Annotated in this window: 14 protein-coding genes; 11 read left to right on the forward strand and 3 right to left on the reverse strand. The window is 54.4% G+C overall.

Going from position 1 to position 18,070, the window contains the following annotated elements; all coding sequences use genetic code 11:
• Positions 1-55: 55 nt before the first annotated feature.
• Positions 56-1,240: a 2-methylaconitate cis-trans isomerase PrpF gene (prpF, locus tag K6123_RS05705; RefSeq protein WP_221795042.1), complete on the forward strand. Its 1,185-nt coding sequence runs from the start codon at positions 56-58 to the stop codon at positions 1,238-1,240.
• Between the two features lie 63 nt (positions 1,241-1,303).
• Here prpF and K6123_RS05710 read toward each other — a convergent pair whose 3' ends face one another.
• From K6123_RS05710 to rne, 3 genes are all read right to left on the reverse strand, one after another.
• On the reverse strand, positions 1,304-4,777 hold the full coding sequence (locus K6123_RS05710; RefSeq protein ID WP_221795044.1) for an ATP-binding protein: 3,474 nt from the start codon (positions 4,775-4,777) through the stop codon (positions 1,304-1,306).
• 9 nt (positions 4,778-4,786) lie between these two features.
• Positions 4,787-5,833: an HD domain-containing phosphohydrolase gene (locus tag K6123_RS05715; RefSeq protein WP_221795046.1), complete on the reverse strand. Its 1,047-nt coding sequence runs from the start codon at positions 5,831-5,833 to the stop codon at positions 4,787-4,789.
• A gap of 196 nt (positions 5,834-6,029) precedes the next feature.
• A complete protein-coding gene (gene rne / locus K6123_RS05720) occupies positions 6,030-9,527 on the reverse strand; it encodes a ribonuclease E (RefSeq protein WP_246624634.1) in 3,498 nt (1,165 codons plus the stop codon).
• A 652-nt stretch (positions 9,528-10,179) separates the two neighbouring features.
• Here rne and K6123_RS05725 point away from each other — a divergent pair.
• The 10 genes from K6123_RS05725 (at position 10,180) to fabF (ending at position 18,070) form a co-directional block, all read left to right on the forward strand.
• Positions 10,180-11,148, forward strand: a complete 969-nt coding sequence (locus K6123_RS05725) for an RluA family pseudouridine synthase (RefSeq protein WP_221795048.1) — start codon at positions 10,180-10,182, stop codon at positions 11,146-11,148.
• On the forward strand, positions 11,138-11,785 hold the full coding sequence (locus tag K6123_RS05730; RefSeq protein WP_221795049.1) for an HAD-IA family hydrolase: 648 nt from the start codon (positions 11,138-11,140) through the stop codon (positions 11,783-11,785). Before K6123_RS05725 ends, K6123_RS05730 begins: the two co-directional genes overlap by 11 nt.
• A gap of 21 nt (positions 11,786-11,806) precedes the next feature.
• Positions 11,807-12,796 carry a S49 family peptidase gene (locus K6123_RS05735; RefSeq protein ID WP_221795051.1) on the forward strand — a complete coding sequence of 330 codons (990 nt, stop codon included), beginning with the start codon at positions 11,807-11,809 and terminating at the stop codon, positions 12,794-12,796.
• Positions 12,797-12,873: 77 nt separating this feature from the next.
• On the forward strand, positions 12,874-13,392 hold the full coding sequence (locus K6123_RS05740; RefSeq protein WP_221795053.1) for a YceD family protein: 519 nt from the start codon (positions 12,874-12,876) through the stop codon (positions 13,390-13,392).
• Between the two features lie 14 nt (positions 13,393-13,406).
• A complete protein-coding gene (gene rpmF, locus K6123_RS05745) occupies positions 13,407-13,592 on the forward strand; it encodes a 50S ribosomal protein L32 (protein ID WP_221795056.1) in 186 nt (61 codons plus the stop codon).
• 1 nt (position 13,593) lies between these two features.
• Positions 13,594-14,604 carry a phosphate acyltransferase PlsX gene (gene plsX / locus K6123_RS05750; protein ID WP_281423902.1) on the forward strand — a complete coding sequence of 337 codons (1,011 nt, stop codon included), beginning with the start codon at positions 13,594-13,596 and terminating at the stop codon, positions 14,602-14,604.
• 191 nt (positions 14,605-14,795) lie between these two features.
• Positions 14,796-15,731, forward strand: a complete 936-nt coding sequence (gene fabD / locus K6123_RS05755) for an ACP S-malonyltransferase (RefSeq protein ID WP_221795059.1) — start codon at positions 14,796-14,798, stop codon at positions 15,729-15,731.
• A gap of 5 nt (positions 15,732-15,736) precedes the next feature.
• Positions 15,737-16,477, forward strand: a complete 741-nt coding sequence (fabG, locus tag K6123_RS05760; protein WP_221795062.1) for a 3-oxoacyl-ACP reductase FabG — start codon at positions 15,737-15,739, stop codon at positions 16,475-16,477.
• Positions 16,478-16,519: 42 nt separating this feature from the next.
• Positions 16,520-16,753: an acyl carrier protein gene (acpP, locus tag K6123_RS05765; protein ID WP_221795063.1), complete on the forward strand. Its 234-nt coding sequence runs from the start codon at positions 16,520-16,522 to the stop codon at positions 16,751-16,753.
• 75 nt (positions 16,754-16,828) lie between these two features.
• Positions 16,829-18,070, forward strand: coding sequence for a beta-ketoacyl-ACP synthase II (gene fabF / locus K6123_RS05770; RefSeq protein ID WP_221795065.1), 1,242 nt, complete (start codon positions 16,829-16,831; stop codon positions 18,068-18,070).

The following is an 18,070-nucleotide window of genomic DNA, read 5'->3' on the forward strand; positions in this document are numbered from 1 at the left end:
CCCAACCTACATGAATGTGATTACGTCGGACGCCTGACGTTTCAAGGAGCCTGTTATGGCACATCTTCCTCAAATCAAAATTCCAGCCACCTATATTCGTGGTGGTACGTCAAAAGGCGTGTTTTTCCGTCGTCAGGATCTGCCGGAAGCGGCACAGCAACCGGGCTCGGTGCGTGATGCTGTGCTGATGCGGGTGATCGGCAGCCCGGATCCCTACGGTCAGCAGATTGATGGCATGGGCGGAGCGACGTCCAGTACTTCCAAAACCGTGATTCTGGATCACAGCAGCCAGCCGGATCACGACGTTGATTATCTGTTCGGCCAGGTGGCGATCGACAAGGCGTTTGTCGATTGGTCCGGCAACTGCGGTAACCTGACTGCCGCCGTCGGCGCGTTTGCAATTACTTCCGGTTTTGTGGCTGCCGAGCGGATTCCGCAAAACGGCATCTGCACTGTGCGCATCTGGCAGAAAAACATCCAGAAAACCATTATTGCCCATGTTCCGATGAGCAATGGCGAAGTGCAGGAAACCGGTGACTTTGAGCTCGACGGTGTGACCTTTCCGGCAGCGGAAGTGGTGATTGAATTTATGGATCCGGCCGATGGCGAAGGTTCAATGTTCCCAACCGGCAATGTGGTGGATGACCTGGAAGTGCCTGGCGTTGGTACCTTCAAGGCAACCATGATCAACTCCGGCATTCCAACCATCTTCCTTAACGCCGCGGATATTGGTTATAAGGGCACCGAGCTGCAGAAAGATCTCAACGGTAACGCTGAAGCACTGGCCTGGTTTGAAAACGTGCGCGCTCATGGCGCCAAAAAAATGGGCCTGATTGAGGACCTGGAAGAAGCCAAGACCCGTCAGCACACGCCAAAAATTGCTTTTGTGGCACCAGCAACGGCTTATACCGCCTCCAGTGGCAAAGCGATTGCCGAGTCAGATATCGATGTCTGTGTGCGGGCATTGTCGATGGGCAAGTTGCACCACGCCATGATGGGTACTGCATCCGTGGCGATTGCCACCGCTGCGGCCGTTCCCGGTACGCTGGTGAATCTGGCCGCCGGTGGCGGTGAGCGTGAGTCGGTTACCTTTGGCCATCCATCCGGCACGTTGCGGGTTGGTGCCGCTGCAGAAATCGTTAATGGTGAGTGGCGCGCCCAGAAAGCGGTGATGAGCCGCAGTGCGCGGGTCTTGATGGAAGGTATGGTACGAATTCCGGGAGCTGTTCTGGCTGACTGATTGCCTCAGTATTATTCCTTTCCTCTTGCCATTGCGACTGCGGTTTCCCGGCAGTATCTCTGGTTACTCAGAGGTATTCAGGGAGGCCGCAATCACCTGCTGGTAGCGGTTTAGCATGGCTTCGATCAGCATGATGTCAAAAGCGTCGATGGCCAGCACCAGATTGGCGGCAATTTCTTTCAGATAACCGAGTTGATGCTTGTCTGCCAGCAACTGCAGCGATTCTGCAAACGCCTGGGTGTCATCCATGCTGTGGGTTTCCAGCGCGCGCTGGTAAAGCGGCGTCAAATCTGCATGAATTGCGGCGATCTGTTGGGGATTCAGATGTTCTGCCGAGCCACTGTCTGCAGGCTGAGAGTCAGTTGCTGACGCTGCAGTTTCAACGGTTTCGGTGGCTTCGGAGGGCAGGTAATGCTGCATCACACTGACCAGATCACGGCGTAATACCGGTTTGCGCAAATGGCTTTTGAACATCGACATCTGGCCGCCATCATCGTCTCCACGCAGCACCGAAGCGGTCAGGGCAACGACGGGCAGTTCGGGTTTCAACTGGTTGATGCGCCGGGTCGCTTGATAGCCATCCATCACCGGCATTCGAATGTCCATCAAAACCAGATCAAAGTGCTGCTGTTCAACCAGCTCAACGGCCTGTTGGCCATTAGCGGCTTCAATCACAGTCACGCGCGAGCCCTGCAGGGTCTGTTTGATTAACTCACGGTTGTTGGTGATATCATCAACAACCAGCAGTCTGGCAGGCAGAAACTGCTGAATGCCAAGGCGGACTGCTTTTTGATCGGCTACGGCGTTGGGGTGCAGCTTGGCAGGGTCAATCGACGCGATATCGACCCAGGGCAGGTGAACGATAAATTCAGACCCTTGGCCGAGTTCACTTTCAACCCGAATGGTGCCTCCCATCATTTCCACCAACCGTTTGGAAATTGCCAGACCGAGGCCGGTGCCGCCACTATCGGCGGTGCCGCCGCTGACCTGATCAAATTCGCCAAAGATGCTTTGCTGATGTTCTTCAGCGATTCCGATCCCGGTATCCCGGATGGAGATTTCCAGATCAACCTTGCTTAGGTGATCATCAATGTGCAGCGTATTAGTGGTCAGCGTAACGCTGCCCTTGTTGGTGAATTTGACGGCGTTACCGACCAGGTTGATCAGTACCTGACGCAGGCGGACGTCATCCGTCAGCACTGAATGGGGTAACAGCTTGTCTGTCTTGACGACCAGATTGATATTTTTGGCGGTGGCGGCCAGGGAGAAAAATTCGGCAACCTCATCAACCAGCTGATTGATACTGGTGGGGCCTGTGCGGATTTCCATCTTGCCGGATTCAATTTTGGACAGGTCAAGAATGTCGTTGATCAGTTGCAACAGCGAGGTACCCGCCTTGTGAACCGTATCCACATAGGCTCGCAGACGGGGTTTGTCGAGCTGTTCGCTGAGTAGTTCGGTGAAGCCAATAATGGCGTTCATGGGCGTGCGAATTTCATGACTCATATTGGCGAGGAAGGCCGATTTTGCCTTGTTGGCAACTTCTGCGGCCTCCTTGGCCCGCCCCAGTTCGCTGGTCAGACGTTTGTGTTCGGTGATGTTGCGCAACACTGCAAAAATCGCTGGCTGACCTTCAAACTGGATACGGGTCAGGGCGATATCCACCCACAGCTGAATTCCACCGGTTTTGACCGCCAGCATTTCGAAATGGTGGGTGCCACTGTTGAGGCACTGGCTGAAGGCGCGGGTAATCAGTTCTTCGGTATCCATACCGCCAGGCTGTAAGGGCGGAGCGAGATCAGCCAGTCGGGTATGGCGCAGATCATGTTGGCGGGAGTGGCCAAACAACAGGTTGGCAGTCTGATTATAGGTGGTGCATTCGCCGAACTGGAAAATCATGTTGCCGTCGGCGGCTTCGTTGAAGAGCGCCTTGAAATTATCGCGCTCGGCCTGCAGTTCGCGTTCTGCCTGCTTGCGTTGACTGACTTCAGCCGCCAGTTTGCGGTTCCAGTAAATGCTGATAACCACATAAAACAGGAAGGCAACGGCCAATTGGGCCAGCAGGGTGTAGTCAATTTTCTGGGCAAATTCGACTTCTGACCATTGCTGCAGAATTTTCACCCGCTCGGATTCCGGCAGCGAGATTTTTGCGCCTTCAATGGCGGACGCCAGTTGTGCTGACTGGCGACTGACAAAGACGGTTGGCTGGACGATGAATCCGGTCTTGCCGACCACCTTGATCGGGCGTTGACTCTCACTGCGCAACAACAGGTTGGCACGTACCAGCGCCATCACAATGGCATCAACCTCGCCGCTTTCGAGCTTATCCAGTTCGTTGGTGTCGAGCTGGAAACTGATCAGTGTGGCATTGGGTAATTGTTGCTGCAGTTCATTGCGGAAGCTGGCATTGGCGTTGATTCCGATACGCTGGCCATCCAGATCGTTCAGATGATCAACAAAATCTGCATCCGAGCGTTTCAGAATCACTACCGGTGACGACAGCAGGCTGCTGACCGGCGTGTAGTGTTCAAGCACCTGTTGATCATTACTGTCAGCAATTAACATTACCGGCCGGAAGTCCTTGCTGGCGTAAAAATGTACTCCCAGCTTGTTTTCTACCAGCTTCAGATATTCACCTGCCAGACCGCCGGGTTTGCCATCCTCATCGCTATAGCTCGGCAGTCCAAAGCGGCTGTTAACACCAATATTGCGGTTGGCTTCCAGCCATTCGATTTCACTCAGTGACAACAGTACATCCTTGCGCAGGTTGGGCTGTTCGGGCAGCCATTCGCTGACCATATTGCTGATCTGGGTCTGGCTGTAATCATCAAGCGCCTTGTTAAGCAGATCCCGAATAATTGGCTCATTCATAGGCACGGCCATGCGCAAGTCCAGCGCTGAAAAATTCAGCAGAGGTTTGATATTCAGTACCCCTTGCTGGCCGAGTTTGTAATGCAGCACCGAATACAACCCGGCCACTAAATCTGCCTGTTGCTGCAATACCAGCTGGATGGCCTGATCGATATCTGCGACTTCAATCAGTTGCAATGTCGGATAGCTGCTCTTAAGTGAAGCTATTTCGGGAGCACCTGCGGGAATTGCCAGCCGTAGCCGGGCCAGGTGGTCTTCATCAATGCCTACCAGGTCGCTGTGGCCAAAGATATACAGGCTCTGGCGAAGATAGGCATTGCTGAAGAGAAGTTCGGAGGAGAGGGCGCTGTTGCTGGCCACTCCAGGCAGAATGTCTATCTCACCCTGTTGCGCTTTGCTGACCAGCTCTTGCCAGTTGCCGGATACATAGTTCGCCTTGATCCCCAGCGTTTGCAGGATTTCAGCGGCCAACTGCTGTGACACGCCGTCGGGACGACCGTAATTATTGATAAAGTCGAATGGTGGGCTGTTGCGCAATACCCCAATGGTCAGGCTGGGATGCTGGCTGATCCAGTATTGTTCCTCGGCATTCAGCTCGATGGCATTCGCCAGTGGCGAACACAGCCAGACTGTCAGTACGAGAATCCAGTGGCGTAACCAGATCAAGATGCGACCCTAGTCGTTGGCTATCTGGGTGAATTGGTCGAAATGCTGTTGGAACAGGTCTACCAGAGTCGGGTCGAAATGGCTGCCCGAATGCTCAAGGATGTAGTCTCTGGCGTCTTCCATGGACCAGGCAGGTTTGTAGATGCGTTTGTGGGTCAGTGCATCAAACACATCGGCGATGGCAACGATACGGCCATAGATGTGAATTTCTTCCCCTTTCAGGGCTCGCGGATAACCAGCGCCATCCCAGCGTTCATGATGCTGCCAGGCAATGATATCGGCCGCTTTCAACAGCTTGCGTTTGGACTTTTGCAGGAACTGGTGTGCCTTGGTGGTATGGGTTTTCATCACCTCAAACTCACTGTGGCTCAGCTTGCCAGGCTTGTTGAGGACTTCCTTGGGAATAAATACCTTGCCGATGTCATGCATGGGCGAGGCGTGATAAATGATTTCGGCGTCTTCTTCGGTCAGGGCCGGGGTCAGCTCGGCCAGCAGGCGGGAGTAGTCGGCTACCCGCTTGATATGGTTGCCGGTTTCATCGGAAGTAAATTCCATCAGCTCCGTCAGGATGTGGATCATTTCCAGCTGGTTCTGCTCCAGCTCGGTCAGCAGCCGCCGTTCGGTCAGTTGGACCTTTTCCTGCAGGCTGAGGTTGTGGCGGCGCAAGACCTGGCGGGCGGCATGTAATTCCAGATGAGTTCTTACCCGGGCCAATAATTCGGCAGCATGGAACGGCTTGATAATGTAATCGACGGCGCCAGCTTCAAAACCTCGACTGATGGCGTCGATGTCGGCTCTGGCGGTCAGGAATATCACCGGTACTTCGCGGTAGCGTGGGTAGGTTCGCAACTGACCACAGACTTCAAAACCATCGATGCCGGGCATCATGATATCCAGCAGGATGAGGTCAAAATCCTGGCTGCGAATCAGCTCAAGGGCCTTTTCGCCTGAGGTGGCGTAGGAAAGCTCGTAGCTATCTTCGCGCAGGATATTCATGGCTACCTGAATATTTTCTGCGACGTCATCAACCACCAGAATGCGGTAATTTTTTTCCATGCTCACTTCCATGACCACTGGCATCTATATCGGAAAGTACCTCAAGCCAGAGGCTGTGTATATGCTCGGCTATCTTATGACTCTAGCCTATAAACAGGGCGCGGCCATAGGACCAGTTTGATAAAAATGACGGGGGAGGGCTGTGGGGCAGGCAGAAACAAAAAGCGCGGCCAGGTGGCCGCGCTTGAGGTCAGAATTACGAAGCAGGTTTGTCCGTAACGTCTGGTTTGGCAGGTTTCTCAGCATCGCTTGCTTCAGTGTCTGCGCTGCTTTCAGCGGCGTCAGAAACCGATTCTGCTACCGGAACTTCTTCCGTGGTGTTGCTGGCTGGTGCTGTTTCCACTGGCGCTTCAGCAGTGGCTTCTTCTGCTGGTGCCGGGGCTTCTACTACAGCGGCCGGTGCTGATTCAGGAGCGGTTTCTGCCACTGGCTCAGCGCTGGTTTCAACCTCTGCTGTTGGTGCTGCTTCCGCTGCAACAGTTTTAGTTTCCACTGCCTCAACTGCCGGAGCTTCAGCAACCGGAGCTTCGTTATCGGCTGGTGGCTCGATAGCGAGTTCCTGTTGGGCGGCACCACGGTTGCGTGGGTCGTTGGCCGCACGGCCACGATTGCGGCTACGACGACGGCTGCGGTTACGACTGTCATCAGCAGATTCATCAGCTTCTTCTGCCTGCGGGGCTGCTTCAACAACCGCTTCTGTAACGGCTGGCAGGGCTGCTTCTTCGGCAGGCGCTGTTGCAGTTTCTGCTACGGCTTCAGGCGCTGGTGTTACCACAGGCTTGTCTTCGACTGCCGGAGTTTCGCTGCCTTGCTCGTTTACAGTGGCTGCGGGCTCTGCGGCTGGCTGCTCAGAGCTGACTTCGACTTCTACAGCTTCCTCAGCAACGACGTCGGTTGCAGGCTGTTCTGACGCTTCTTCGGTTGCTGTGTTGTCGGCAACGTCTTTGTCCGCGCTGCGACGGCTACGACGGCTGCGACGACGACGGCGACCACCAGTACTTTCTTCGTCAGACTGCTCGGCAGCGGTTTCCGGCTGGCCTTCGGTATCATCAGCAGGGCTGGTTTCGGCTGCTTCAGCAACAACTTCCGCTGCTTCCGGGGTTTCGGCAAGCGCAGTTTCAGTCACAGCTTCTGCGGCGGCGACAGGCGCTTCCACGGTGTCGGCTGTATCAGCGACGGCTTCTACTGCATCTGCTGCTTTTGGTTCTGCATCAGCGGCGTCAGTGTCAGTCGTTGCTGCGGCTTCAGTTGCTTCAGCCGTTGTTACAGCCTGGTCTTCACGGCTGGTGCGGCTACGGCTGCGGCGACGGCGACGGCGGTTTGGACGCTCTTCGCCATTGGCCTGGCTATCGTCGGTGTTGTCGGTAGCATTGTCTGCGGAAGCCGATGCAGCTTCAGCAACGCCTGGCAATACAACCTTTTCGTCTTCCTCGGAACCAGGTTTCGGTGCTTCGCGACGGAATTCCTGGCTGCCCTGGCTACGATCACGACGAGGACGACGGCGAGAGCTGTTGTCCTGGGTCTGATTGTTGTCTGCGGCTTCCGGCTTGTCGGCGCGGGAATCAGCTACAACTTCTACCTGATCCTTGCTGTCGGACTTGCGGGAATCACCGTCATTGCTGCGAGTGTCGGTACTGCGAGCTTCGTTGCGGCTTTCGCTGCTGCGTGAATCACCGCGGGAATCCGCTCGTGAGTCGTTGTTACGATTGCGGCTGCGATTGCGGCTACGGCTGCGTGAACGGCCCTGATCTTCGGACGGCTCGTCCTTGCTTTCAGTGGTTTCGTTACGGCGGCTGCGGCTGCTCTGCTCGGTAGTGTTACTGGAGCTGCTATTGCGGCTGCTACGGCTGTTGCGGGAGCGGCTGTTGTCTGAACTGCTGCGCTCGGAATCGCTGCGTTCGCTGCCACTGCTGCGCTTGCTGTCAGCCTTGGTCTCGGCCGCTGGCTTGGCGGATTCCTTGCTGTCGCCACCAAACAGGCTGGACAGGAAAGACGCCACTTTCTCAATGACACTCGGAGAAGATTGGGCTATGGCTGGCGCTGCAACGGGTGCTGCAGGGCGGGCAGGCGCTTCTTCTTCAGCGGTTTCAACGGGCTTGGCATGTACCACGCCTTTAACAACAGCTTCCTGATGTTTGGCGGCTTCACGAGTGACGATGTCAACGCCGTATTCTGGCTCAACTTCGTCAAAGCGGTGCTCGTAGGAAATTTCACCGATCAGGCTGTCATCCGGACGCAGACGCAGCACTTCGAAATGTGGGGTTTCCATTTGCGGGTTTGGCAATACCATCACGCGGCAGCCGTGACGACGCTCAATCTGTTCGATCAGGCCGCGTTTTTCGTTGAGCAGGAAGCTGGCAACCGGAACCGGCACGATGGCGCGCACCTGGCCGGTGTTCTCCTTGGCGGCTTCTTCTTCAATCAGACGCAGGATCGACAGGCCGGTAGACTGCGTGTCACGAATAACACCGGTACCGCTACAGCGTGGGCAAACGTGACCACTGGTTTCTTCCAGTGACGGACGCAGACGCTGACGCGACATTTCCATCAAACCAAAGCGGGAAATACGGCCAACCTGAACGCGGGCGCGGTCCATTTCCAGAGCTTTCTTGAGGCGGTTTTCAACGTCACGCTGGTGCTTGTTGGACAGCATGTCGATGAAGTCGATAACCACCAGACCACCCATGTCGCGCAGACGCAATTGACGGGCAATTTCGTCGGCTGCTTCCAGGTTGGTGTTGAAGGCGGTGTCTTCGATATCGGAGCCTTTGGTAGCGCGTGAGGAGTTGATGTCGATAGATACCAGGGCTTCAGTTGGGTCGATCACAATCGAACCACCGGAAGGCAGCTTCACTTCACGCTGGAAGGCGCTTTCGATCTGGCTTTCAATCTGGAAACGGTTAAACAGCGGTACGCTGTCCGTGTACATCTTGAACTTGTTCTGATAATGCGGCATTACCTGCTGCACAAAGCCCAGTGCTTCGTTGTAGGCACGGTCAGTGTCGATCAGCACTTCACCAACGTCCTGACGCAGGTAGTCGCGAATCGCCCGAATGATCACGTTGCTTTCCTGCAGCAGCAGGGCAGGCGCCTGTACTTCGTCAAAAGCACGCTGAATGGCGTCCCACAGCTGCACCAGGTAGTCCAGATCCCACTGCAGTTCCTGGCCGGAACGGCCAATGCCTGCGGTGCGAACGATAATACCCATCTTGTCAGGTACGGTGACGTCTTTCATGGCTTCGCGCAGTTCGGTGCGATCATCGCCTTCAATGCGACGGGAAATACCGCCAGCGCGCGGGTTGTTTGGCATCAGTACCAGATAACGACCGGCCAGACTGATCTGGGTGGTCAGTGCGGCACCCTTGTTGCCACGCTCCTCCTTGTCGACCTGAACAATGATCTGCTGGCCTTCTCTGATCACATCCTTGATGTTGATGCGACCCGGACCAGGATCTTTGACAAAGTATTCTTTGGAGATTTCTTTCAGCGGCAGGAAGCCATGACGTTCGGCACCGAAGTCAACAAAGGCGGCTTCGAGGCTGGGCTCGATACGGGTGATCTTGCCCTTGTAGATGTTGGATTTCTTCTGTTCCCGGGCACCGGATTCGATGTCCAGATCGTAGAGTTTTTGGCCGTCTACCAAGGCTACGCGCAACTCTTCCGACTGAGTTGCATTAATCAGCATTCTTTTCATGCAGTACTTTTTGCTCCATGGGGCAAGCGTACTGCCGGCAATTCCAGCTGAATTCAGCTGGCCAGTACCAAAATGTTTATGGGTGCCTTGCTGCTGCTGATGGAGGCTGTATGCAAGCTCTTTCCATCAGGCAACATGCAGTGGTGCTGAGCACCAACACTGCAAACAGTCATTTCCCGGCTGAGATGGACTAACAACCGCCATCAGTCAGGCTAACCACACGCTCAAGGCTGTGGTTCTGAGAGAAACCTGCTTTCCATAATTTGATAATGCGAGATCGCCAGCAGATGAGCTGCCTGGTTTATCTCACTAGCGGGCCGGTTGCTTTGGCAAACAGGCAGGGGGCTGTGCTCGCCCTGACCGGCATGGCTCTTTCATCTTGAAAGGCGCTGTACCTTGTTGTTTGCGGTGTTAAGGGAAACCGGACCCGTGCGTTTAAATTCCTCGAAGAGTTTATCGTCCACTCTTCTTCTTCTATACTCGCCGCCTTTGCTTTGCAGGCCTGCGATTGCCGATCATTTTGTAAATGGCAGATCAGCGGCTGAAATATAGCAACAAAGTTCGACAGCAGCAAAGATTAAGAAAACGTCACTTCTGCAGCTTTGAAGAATGGCCTCTTTCGCCTGCTTTCCCAATCCCCTTACGGAGCATTATGGCCAAATTCGATATCGACACCTCCAAGGTCAACTTTCTTGAGGTTACTGAAGACAATCACGGGCAGCGTATCGACAACTATTTGTTAGGCTCGTTGGGCAAGGTGCCCAAGGCGCTGGTGTACCGGATCGTCCGCAAAGGGGAGGTGCGGGTAAACAAGAAGCGGGTCAAGGCCGACAGCCGGGTAGTTACTGGTGATATTGTGCGTGTGCCGCCATTACGCTTGCCGCAGGAGCAGGCAGTTGGCCACGCATCGGATGCCTTGCTGGATGGCTTGCGACAGGCGATTGTTTATGAAGATGATGCGCTGCTGGCAATCAACAAGCCGCATGGTCTGGCGGTACATGGTGGCAGTGGGGTTAATCTGGGGCTGATCGAGGCGTTGCGACAGATGTACCCGTCGCACAGCTTTCTGGAATTGGTTCATCGTCTTGATCGAGACACCTCGGGTATCATTCTGGTTGCCAAGAAACGTTCTGCTCTGGTTGCCCTGCAGAAAATGCTGGTTAACAAGGTTGGCATCCAGAAGCGATATCTGGCGTTGGTGCATGGTCGCTGGCCAGCTGCAATCACCGAAGTGAAGGCGCCGCTGAAGAAATTCGAGCGGCAGTCGGGCGAGCGCATTATGTTGGTCGACGCCGAAGGCAAGGCTTCACACACACGCTATCGCCTGCTGTCGTCTGGCTCGCATTATTCTTTGCTGGAAGCCGAGCCGGTAACTGGTCGAACGCACCAGATCCGCGTTCACTGTCAGTATCAGGGTCACACGATTGCTGGCGATGACAAGTACCGTGATCGGACCCAGGTGATGATCGATCAGGAGCATGGCGTACGACGCCTGTTCCTGCATGCCCTGCAGTTGCAGTTCCGTCATCCACTGACGGGTGAGCGGATGTCTTTGTCGGCGCCGCCGGGAAATGATTTTGACCGGTTTCTTGAAAAAGAAGGATGCAGCTATGAGATATGAGCTGATTGTCTTTGACTGGGACGGCACTTTGGCTGATTCCACTGGCCGTATCGTTGACAGCATGCAGCTGGCGGGTCGACTGGTTGGGTTGCCGGCAATCAGTGATGCGGCGGTGCAAAATATTATTGGGCTTGGCTTGCCTGAGGCGATTCGTACCCTGTGGCCGGATATCAAGGCGGATCAGCTGGATGTGATGCGCGACGCTTATGCCCGCAACTTCGTTTATGACAGTCAGGTAAAAATGCAGCTGTTTGACGGCGCTGAGCAGCTGCTGGCAAGCCTGCAGTCGCAAGGCAAATTGCTGGCGGTAGCGACCGGCAAGAGTCGCCGTGGGCTGGATCGGATTCTGGATGACCTCAAGCTGGGGCATCGGTTTGTTATTACCCGCTGCGCAGACGAAACCCGCTCCAAACCAGATCCGTTGATGCTGCGGGAAATTCTGGCGGAACTGAATGTTGCGCCTGAGGAAGCCCTGATGGTGGGTGATACCACGTATGATCTCGATATGGCGGCGGCGGCTGGCGTAGATTCGGTGGGGATGAGTCACGGTGCTCATGAAGAAGATGTATTGTGGGTCAGTAAACCCAAACAGATTTTTCACTCGCTGGCCGAACTGCATGACTGGCTGGGTCGCTGAGTCTGGTTGGGGTAACTTTTAATGGAAATACAGGATGTTATTAAAGTGGATGAGCATGTGAATCGCCCGGACGACAATAGTAAAGAATGGACGTTGATCGAAAAGCTGGTGATGGATCTGCAGAAAGAACAGCGCCGCACCCGTCGCTGGGGAATCTTCTTTCGTTCGCTGATGTTTGTGTATTTGTTTGCCTTGTTGTGGTTGTTTCGTTTGCCGGGAGAAAGTGCGCTGGATCTGGCCAATGGTCAGCCTTATGCCGCTATTGTTGAGGTTAATGGCACCATCGCAGCGGATCAGGATGCCAGCGCTGATGCCCTGATTACTGCGATTCGACGTGCCTTTGACTCTGAAGATGCAGTGGGTCTGATTCTGCGTATTAACTCGCCGGGTGGCAGTCCAGTGCAGGCAGGCTATGTTTATGATGAGATCAAGCGTTTGAAGCAAATCCGGCCAGATTTTCCGGTTTATGCAGTGATTGTCGATTTGGGAGCCTCGGGCGCTTATTATATCGCGGCGGCTGCAGACGAAATCTATGCCGATAAAGCCAGTCTGGTAGGATCGATCGGTGTTGTCGGGTCCAGTTTTGGTTTTCCTGGCTTGATGGATAAACTGGGCGTCGAGCGGCGTAGTTATACTGCTGGCGAGCACAAGGGTTTTCTGGATCCGTTCCGTCCCGAGCGTGAGGATGAACGAGAGTTTTGGGAAAGCGTGCTGAAGGTGACACACAAACAATTTATTGATCAGGTCAAAAAAGGTCGTGGCGATCGCTTGGTTGATAATCCGGATTTGTTCACCGGGCTGATCTGGTCTGGTGAGCAGGCACTGGAGTTGGGCTTGATTGACGGTCTGGCATCGTCGAGTCAGGTAGCACGGGAGCAATTGAACACCGAAGAAATGGTGAACTTTACTGTGCGTCCTGATCCAATCGAACAAATGATTGGCAAGCTGGGTACCAGCGTGGGGGCAGGAATTGCTTCCATGGTAATGGGGCAGGGTGTTCAACTGCGCTGATTTCAGCGCAGTTGCTTCCTGTATTTGGTGAAATAATTTTGACAACGGGGGGCGAGGTATCTAATATCTCGCGCACTATGGCAGAGGCGCAGTTACCCCATCGAGTCGATGCGACCAAACTTGTTGAAGTTAATCAACAGCTTAGGGCGAAAATCGACAGTTCTGAACTCACCCGACTGAACGAAGCAGTAGACCAGTGTCTGGCACCGGTTGAATGTTTTGTTACTTTCGAGCGGGATGAGGAACGTCATCGAGTTTTGAGGGGATCATGTTCCACTCGAGTCGCTATGGTATGTCAGCGTTGTCTGGGTACTGTAGAGATTGAGGTTGATAGTCAGTTTTCGCTGGGTTTGGTGTTTGATGACGAGCAGGCAAAGCAATTGCCTCGAAGTCTGGAGCCGGTGGAAATGGACGAAAACGGAATTCTCGATTTGTGGGAAGTGGTGGAAGATGAAGTGCTATTGGCACTTCCTATGTTTCCAATGCACTCCGAATCGGAATGCCGGATTCAGCAGCCCGAGCCGGAAAATACAACCAGCGGTAACGAAAAGCGGCCCAACCCGTTTGACGTTTTAGCACAGCTCAAACAGAAATAGTGTAGGAGCCAATCATGGCGGTTCAACAAAACAAAGTAACTCGTTCCAAGCGTGGCATGCGTCGTTCACACGATGCACTGGATACTGGCGCAGTAGCTCTGACTACTGATCCAACTTCCGGCGAAAAGCATCGTCGTCACCACGTATCTGCTGACGGTTTCTACCGTGGCAAGAAAGTCGTGGAGACTGGCACCAACTAAGATGTTGATCATCGCGGTAGATGCTATGGGCGGGGACTTAGGTCCCCGCGCTGCGTTCTGGGGCTGCAAACGTCTGCTTGGCAAATATCGCCAGGTTTCAATCAAGCTTTTCGTCGAAAAGCGCTGGGTAGCGGAAGCTGCCGAACTCTTCTCTGATGCTGCAGAGCGTATTCAGATTATTGGATGCGGAGCCAGTGTCGCTGCCAATGACAAGCCCACAGTGGTGTTGAAACGGCGGCAAAATTCCTCCATGGCGATGGCGCTCAAATCCTGTCGGGACGGTCACAGCAGTGGTGTGCTTTCCGTTGGCAGTACCGGTGCCCTGATGATTCTTTCCCGTCGTTTGCTGGGCGTGCTGCCGGGCATTGATCGGCCTGCTCTGGCAACCCAGATTCCTACTCGTGGCAAGCCGCTGTTATTACTCGATCTGGGTGCTTCGCTGGGTGCGACAGCGGCTCAGTTGGTGCAATTTGCCGTGCTGGGTGTTTCCTGGTGTCGCTCAATGGGCACGACTTGCCCAGAGGTTGGATTGCTCAATGTGGGCCATGAGTCTGGCAAGGGTACCGAAGACATCCGTGCAGCGGATACTATTCTGCAACGACTGATGCCGGCTAATTACCAGGGCTTTTATGAGGGTGATGACCTCTATCGTGGCGATCTTGATGTCATGGTGTGTGATGGTTTTACCGGTAATGTGGCGCTCAAAACCAGCGAGGGTCTGACCGAATGGTTGACCCAGATGGTGAAGGACGAGCTGCATGGCCACTGGCTGCTGCGCTTGATGTCACCGGCTTTGAAGGCAGCATTTCGGCGCATTCACCGGCGTATCGCACCGTCTCGCCACGGCGGTGCCATGTTGCTGGGTATCGATGGGGTGGTGGTTAAAACCCATGGTAAATCGGACGAGTCGACCTTCGAGCACTCGCTGGGCTATCTGGTTAAGCAGGCCCAAAATCATGACCGCGAGTCATTAATAAAGCAGATTATGCCGATGAAAGCTGCGATTGCCTGAAACAAATTCAATAAAATTGTGCCAATCAGTTGTTTACTGAGAGGTCTGACGATCCTACTATGGCGCCCGCCTTCGGGTTGCAGGCAGGAGCTGATTGTTCAGACTGTGGTGCAATCGAGTAGTAGAAGGGCGGCTGTCTTGCTTAATGAATGAGTCTGGCTGCTGAAACCAATCTAGCCGGTGGTTAATAGATGACAGATGTAATTGCGATTTTCCCGGGTCAGGGTGCCCAACAGGTTGGCATGCTGGCCGATCTGGCTGCAGAGTACAGCGTAATTGGTGAAACCTTCGCTGAAGCTTCTGAAGCGATTGGCATGGATCTGTGGGCTTTGACCCAGGATGGTCCGGCCGAAACCCTGAACCTGACCTATAACGCCCAGCCGGTACTGCTGACTTCCAGCGTAGCGGTATTGCGTTTGATCAAAAGCCATTGCCCGGCCCTGAATATCGTGGCGGCTGCGGGTCACTCACTGGGTGAATACTCTGCACTGGTTGCTGCAGATGCTATCGACTTCGCTGCTGCCGTTCAGCTGGTACGCAAACGTGGTCAGCTGATGGATCAGGCTGTTCCTGCCGGTCAGGGTGGCATGGCTGCGATTCTGGGTCTGGACGAAGATGTGGTTGCCCAGGTTTGTGCCGATGCCAGCGTTGCTGGTGTGGTTGAGCCGGCCAACTTCAATGCGCCGGGCCAGATCGTTATTGCTGGTGCTGCTGCCGGTATCGAAAAAGCCGTGGAACTTGCCAAGGCTGCTGGTGCCAAACGCGCTCTGCCGCTGGCTGTGAGTGGTCCGTTCCATTCCAGTCTGATGAAAGCTGCAGCGCAGGATTTCAAACAGGCGCTGGCTGCCATTGAGTGGCGAGCGACTGAATTCCCGGTTTATCACAATGTTGATAACGCGCCTGCGCCGATTGCCGAAGTGCAGGAAAAACTGTTGGCACAGCTGTACAGTCCGGTTAATTGGACGGGGGCCGTGCAAGCGGTTCGCAGCAAGTCCGATGTTGCCGTTGAATTCGGCCCTGGCAAGGTGCTGGCGGGTCTGAACAAGCGTATCGACAAAACATTGGCGACTTATGGTGCAGGCGATCTGGCCAGTGCCAAAGCCGTTATGGAATTGATTCAAGGATAATTCTGATGTCAGAAAAAGCATTGGCGCTGGTTACCGGCGCTTCTCGCGGTATTGGTCGTGCGGTAGCTGAAAAACTGGCTGCCCAGGGCTTCAAGGTGATTGGTACAGCGACCAGCGAATCCGGTGCAGTTGCCATTCGTGAAGCGCTGCAGGCGATTGACGCGGGCAACGATGCCATGGTGCTGAACATTGCCGACGCCGATCAAACTGCTGAAGCGCTGAAGACGCTGCTGGCGGATCATGGTACTCCGGCTGTACTGGTAAACAATGCTGGTATTACCCGCGACAACCTGTTCCTGCGCATGAGCGACGACGAGTGGAATGCGGTGATCAACACCAACCTGTCTGGTGTGTTCCGCGTTTGCAAAGCAATGGTCAAGCCAATGATCAAGGCCCGCGCGGGTGCCATCATTAATATCAGCTCGATTATTGGTACTACCGGTAACGCCGGTCAGGCCAACTATGCGGCTGCCAAAGCCGGTCTGGAAGGTTTCAGCCGTTCGCTGGCGCAAGAAGTGGCGGCGCGTAATATTACAGTTAACTGTATCGCGCCCGGTTTTATCAAAACTGACATGACCGACGTCTTGCCTGACGCGCAAAAAGAAGCCATTCTAGCGACCATTCCGAGCAAGCGCTTGGGTCAACCAGAAGAAATTGCCAGCGCTGTTGCCTTCCTGGCCAGCGACGAAGCGAAATATATTACAGGCCAGACCATTCATGTGAATGGTGGCATGAATATGGGTTAAGGTCTTATCGACCTTTGAAACACTGAAACGGTAGGAAAAACCATGAGCAACATCGAAGAACGCGTAAAGAAAATCGTCTGCGAACAGCTGGGCGTTAAAGAAGACGAAGTTAAGCCAGCTTCCTCTTTCGTAGACGACCTGGGTGCAGACTCACTGGACACCGTTGAGCTGGTAATGGCTCTGGAAGAAGAATTTGAGACTGAAATCCCAGACGAAGATGCCGAGAAGCTGACTACCGTTCAGGAAGCAATCGACTACATCGTTGCGAATCTGTAATAATCGCGACGTCTGAAAGCCGCCTCTTCGGACGCGGCTTTTTTTGTGTCTGTAAACGGGGATAGTTGAACAGTGATGACGAAACGACGCGTCGTGGTAACCGGTATGGGTACCGTTAATCCACTCGGTCTGGACGTAGAAACAACATGGCAAGCACTGTGTCAGGGGCAGTCCGGTATCGGGCCTATTACCCACTTTGATGCGAGCAGTTACTCCACCCGGATCGCTGGTGTGGTGAAAGACTTTGATGTCAGCGCTGTGATGTCTGCCAAAGAAGCCCGCAAGCTCGATCTGTTTTTGCAATATGCACTGGTCGCCACTGACCAGGCATTGAAAGATGCTGCGCTGCCAGAAAGCACGGACTACAACCGTGTGGGGGTTGCAGTAGGCTCAGGCATTGGTGGCTTGAACACCATCGAACAGAACTACCAGCAGCTGGAAAAGAGTGGCCCTCGGCGGGTATCGCCTTTCCTGGTGCCGTCTGCCGTGATCAACATGGCAGCTGGCAACATCGCTATTCGTTATGGCCTGCAAGGCCCTAACTTTGCAATCACCACAGCCTGTACGACCGGTACCCACAACATTGGTTACGCTGCTCGTACGATTGCCTATGGTGATGCTGACGTGATGGTGGCTGGTGGTACCGAAGGCTCGTCTACCCCATTGGGGGTCGCCGGTTTTGCTGCGGCACGCGCACTGAGCACCCGCAACGATGAACCTGAAAAGGCCAGTCGTCCGTGGGATAAAGAGCGTGACGGTTTTGTCCTCAGTGATGGCGCAGCCATTCTGGTCCTGGAAGAACTGGAACACGCCAAGGCGCGTGGCGCTACCATTTACGGTGAAGTCGTTGGCCTGGGCATGAGTGATGATGCTCACCACGTCACCAGTCCGCCAGAAGACGGTTCCGGAGCCCGCAAGGCGATGGAAAACGCGCTGAAGGATGCCGGTGTTGCACCAGAGCAAATTGGTTATATCAATGCGCACGGTACTTCTACCCAGATTGGCGATTTGGCCGAGACCAGTGCAATCAAGGCACTGTTTGGCGATCACGCCTACAAGCTGGCGGTATCGTCTACCAAGTCGATGACTGGCCATCTGTTGGGTGCTGCCGGTGCCATTGAAGCCATGATCACCATTCTGGCGCTGAAAAACGGCGTTATTCCGCCAACCATCAACCTGGATAACCCGGATGACGGTTGTGATCTGGATTACGTGCCGCACAAAGCACGTGAAGCCGAACTGGAATACGCCATTTCCAATTCCTTTGGATTTGGTGGTACCAACGGCAGCTTGCTGTTCAAACGCTACAACGGCTGA

Origin of the sequence: Oceanobacter mangrovi (genome assembly GCF_019740315.1) — a bacterium.
GTDB lineage: Bacteria > Pseudomonadota > Gammaproteobacteria > Pseudomonadales > Oceanobacteraceae > Oceanobacter > Oceanobacter mangrovi.

Excerpts from the sequence above, each read along its gene's own strand:
- prpF (WP_221795042.1), top strand. The coding sequence starts at position 56 with ATGGCACATCTTCCTCAAATCAAAATTCCAGCCACCTATATTCGTGGT.
- K6123_RS05715 (WP_221795046.1), bottom strand. The coding sequence starts at position 5,833 with ATGGAAAAAAATTACCGCATTCTGGTGGTTGATGACGTCGCAGAAAAT.
- rne (WP_246624634.1), bottom strand. The coding sequence starts at position 9,527 with ATGAAAAGAATGCTGATTAATGCAACTCAGTCGGAAGAGTTGCGCGTA.
- K6123_RS05725 (WP_221795048.1), top strand. The coding sequence starts at position 10,180 with ATGGCCAAATTCGATATCGACACCTCCAAGGTCAACTTTCTTGAGGTT.
- K6123_RS05730 (WP_221795049.1), top strand. The coding sequence starts at position 11,138 with ATGAGATATGAGCTGATTGTCTTTGACTGGGACGGCACTTTGGCTGAT.
- K6123_RS05735 (WP_221795051.1), top strand. The coding sequence starts at position 11,807 with ATGGAAATACAGGATGTTATTAAAGTGGATGAGCATGTGAATCGCCCG.
- K6123_RS05740 (WP_221795053.1), top strand. The coding sequence starts at position 12,874 with ATGGCAGAGGCGCAGTTACCCCATCGAGTCGATGCGACCAAACTTGTT.
- rpmF (WP_221795056.1), top strand. The coding sequence starts at position 13,407 with ATGGCGGTTCAACAAAACAAAGTAACTCGTTCCAAGCGTGGCATGCGT.
- plsX (WP_281423902.1), top strand. The coding sequence starts at position 13,594 with ATGTTGATCATCGCGGTAGATGCTATGGGCGGGGACTTAGGTCCCCGC.
- fabD (WP_221795059.1), top strand. The coding sequence starts at position 14,796 with ATGACAGATGTAATTGCGATTTTCCCGGGTCAGGGTGCCCAACAGGTT.
- fabG (WP_221795062.1), top strand. The coding sequence starts at position 15,737 with ATGTCAGAAAAAGCATTGGCGCTGGTTACCGGCGCTTCTCGCGGTATT.
- acpP (WP_221795063.1), top strand. The coding sequence starts at position 16,520 with ATGAGCAACATCGAAGAACGCGTAAAGAAAATCGTCTGCGAACAGCTG.
- fabF (WP_221795065.1), top strand. The coding sequence starts at position 16,829 with ATGACGAAACGACGCGTCGTGGTAACCGGTATGGGTACCGTTAATCCA.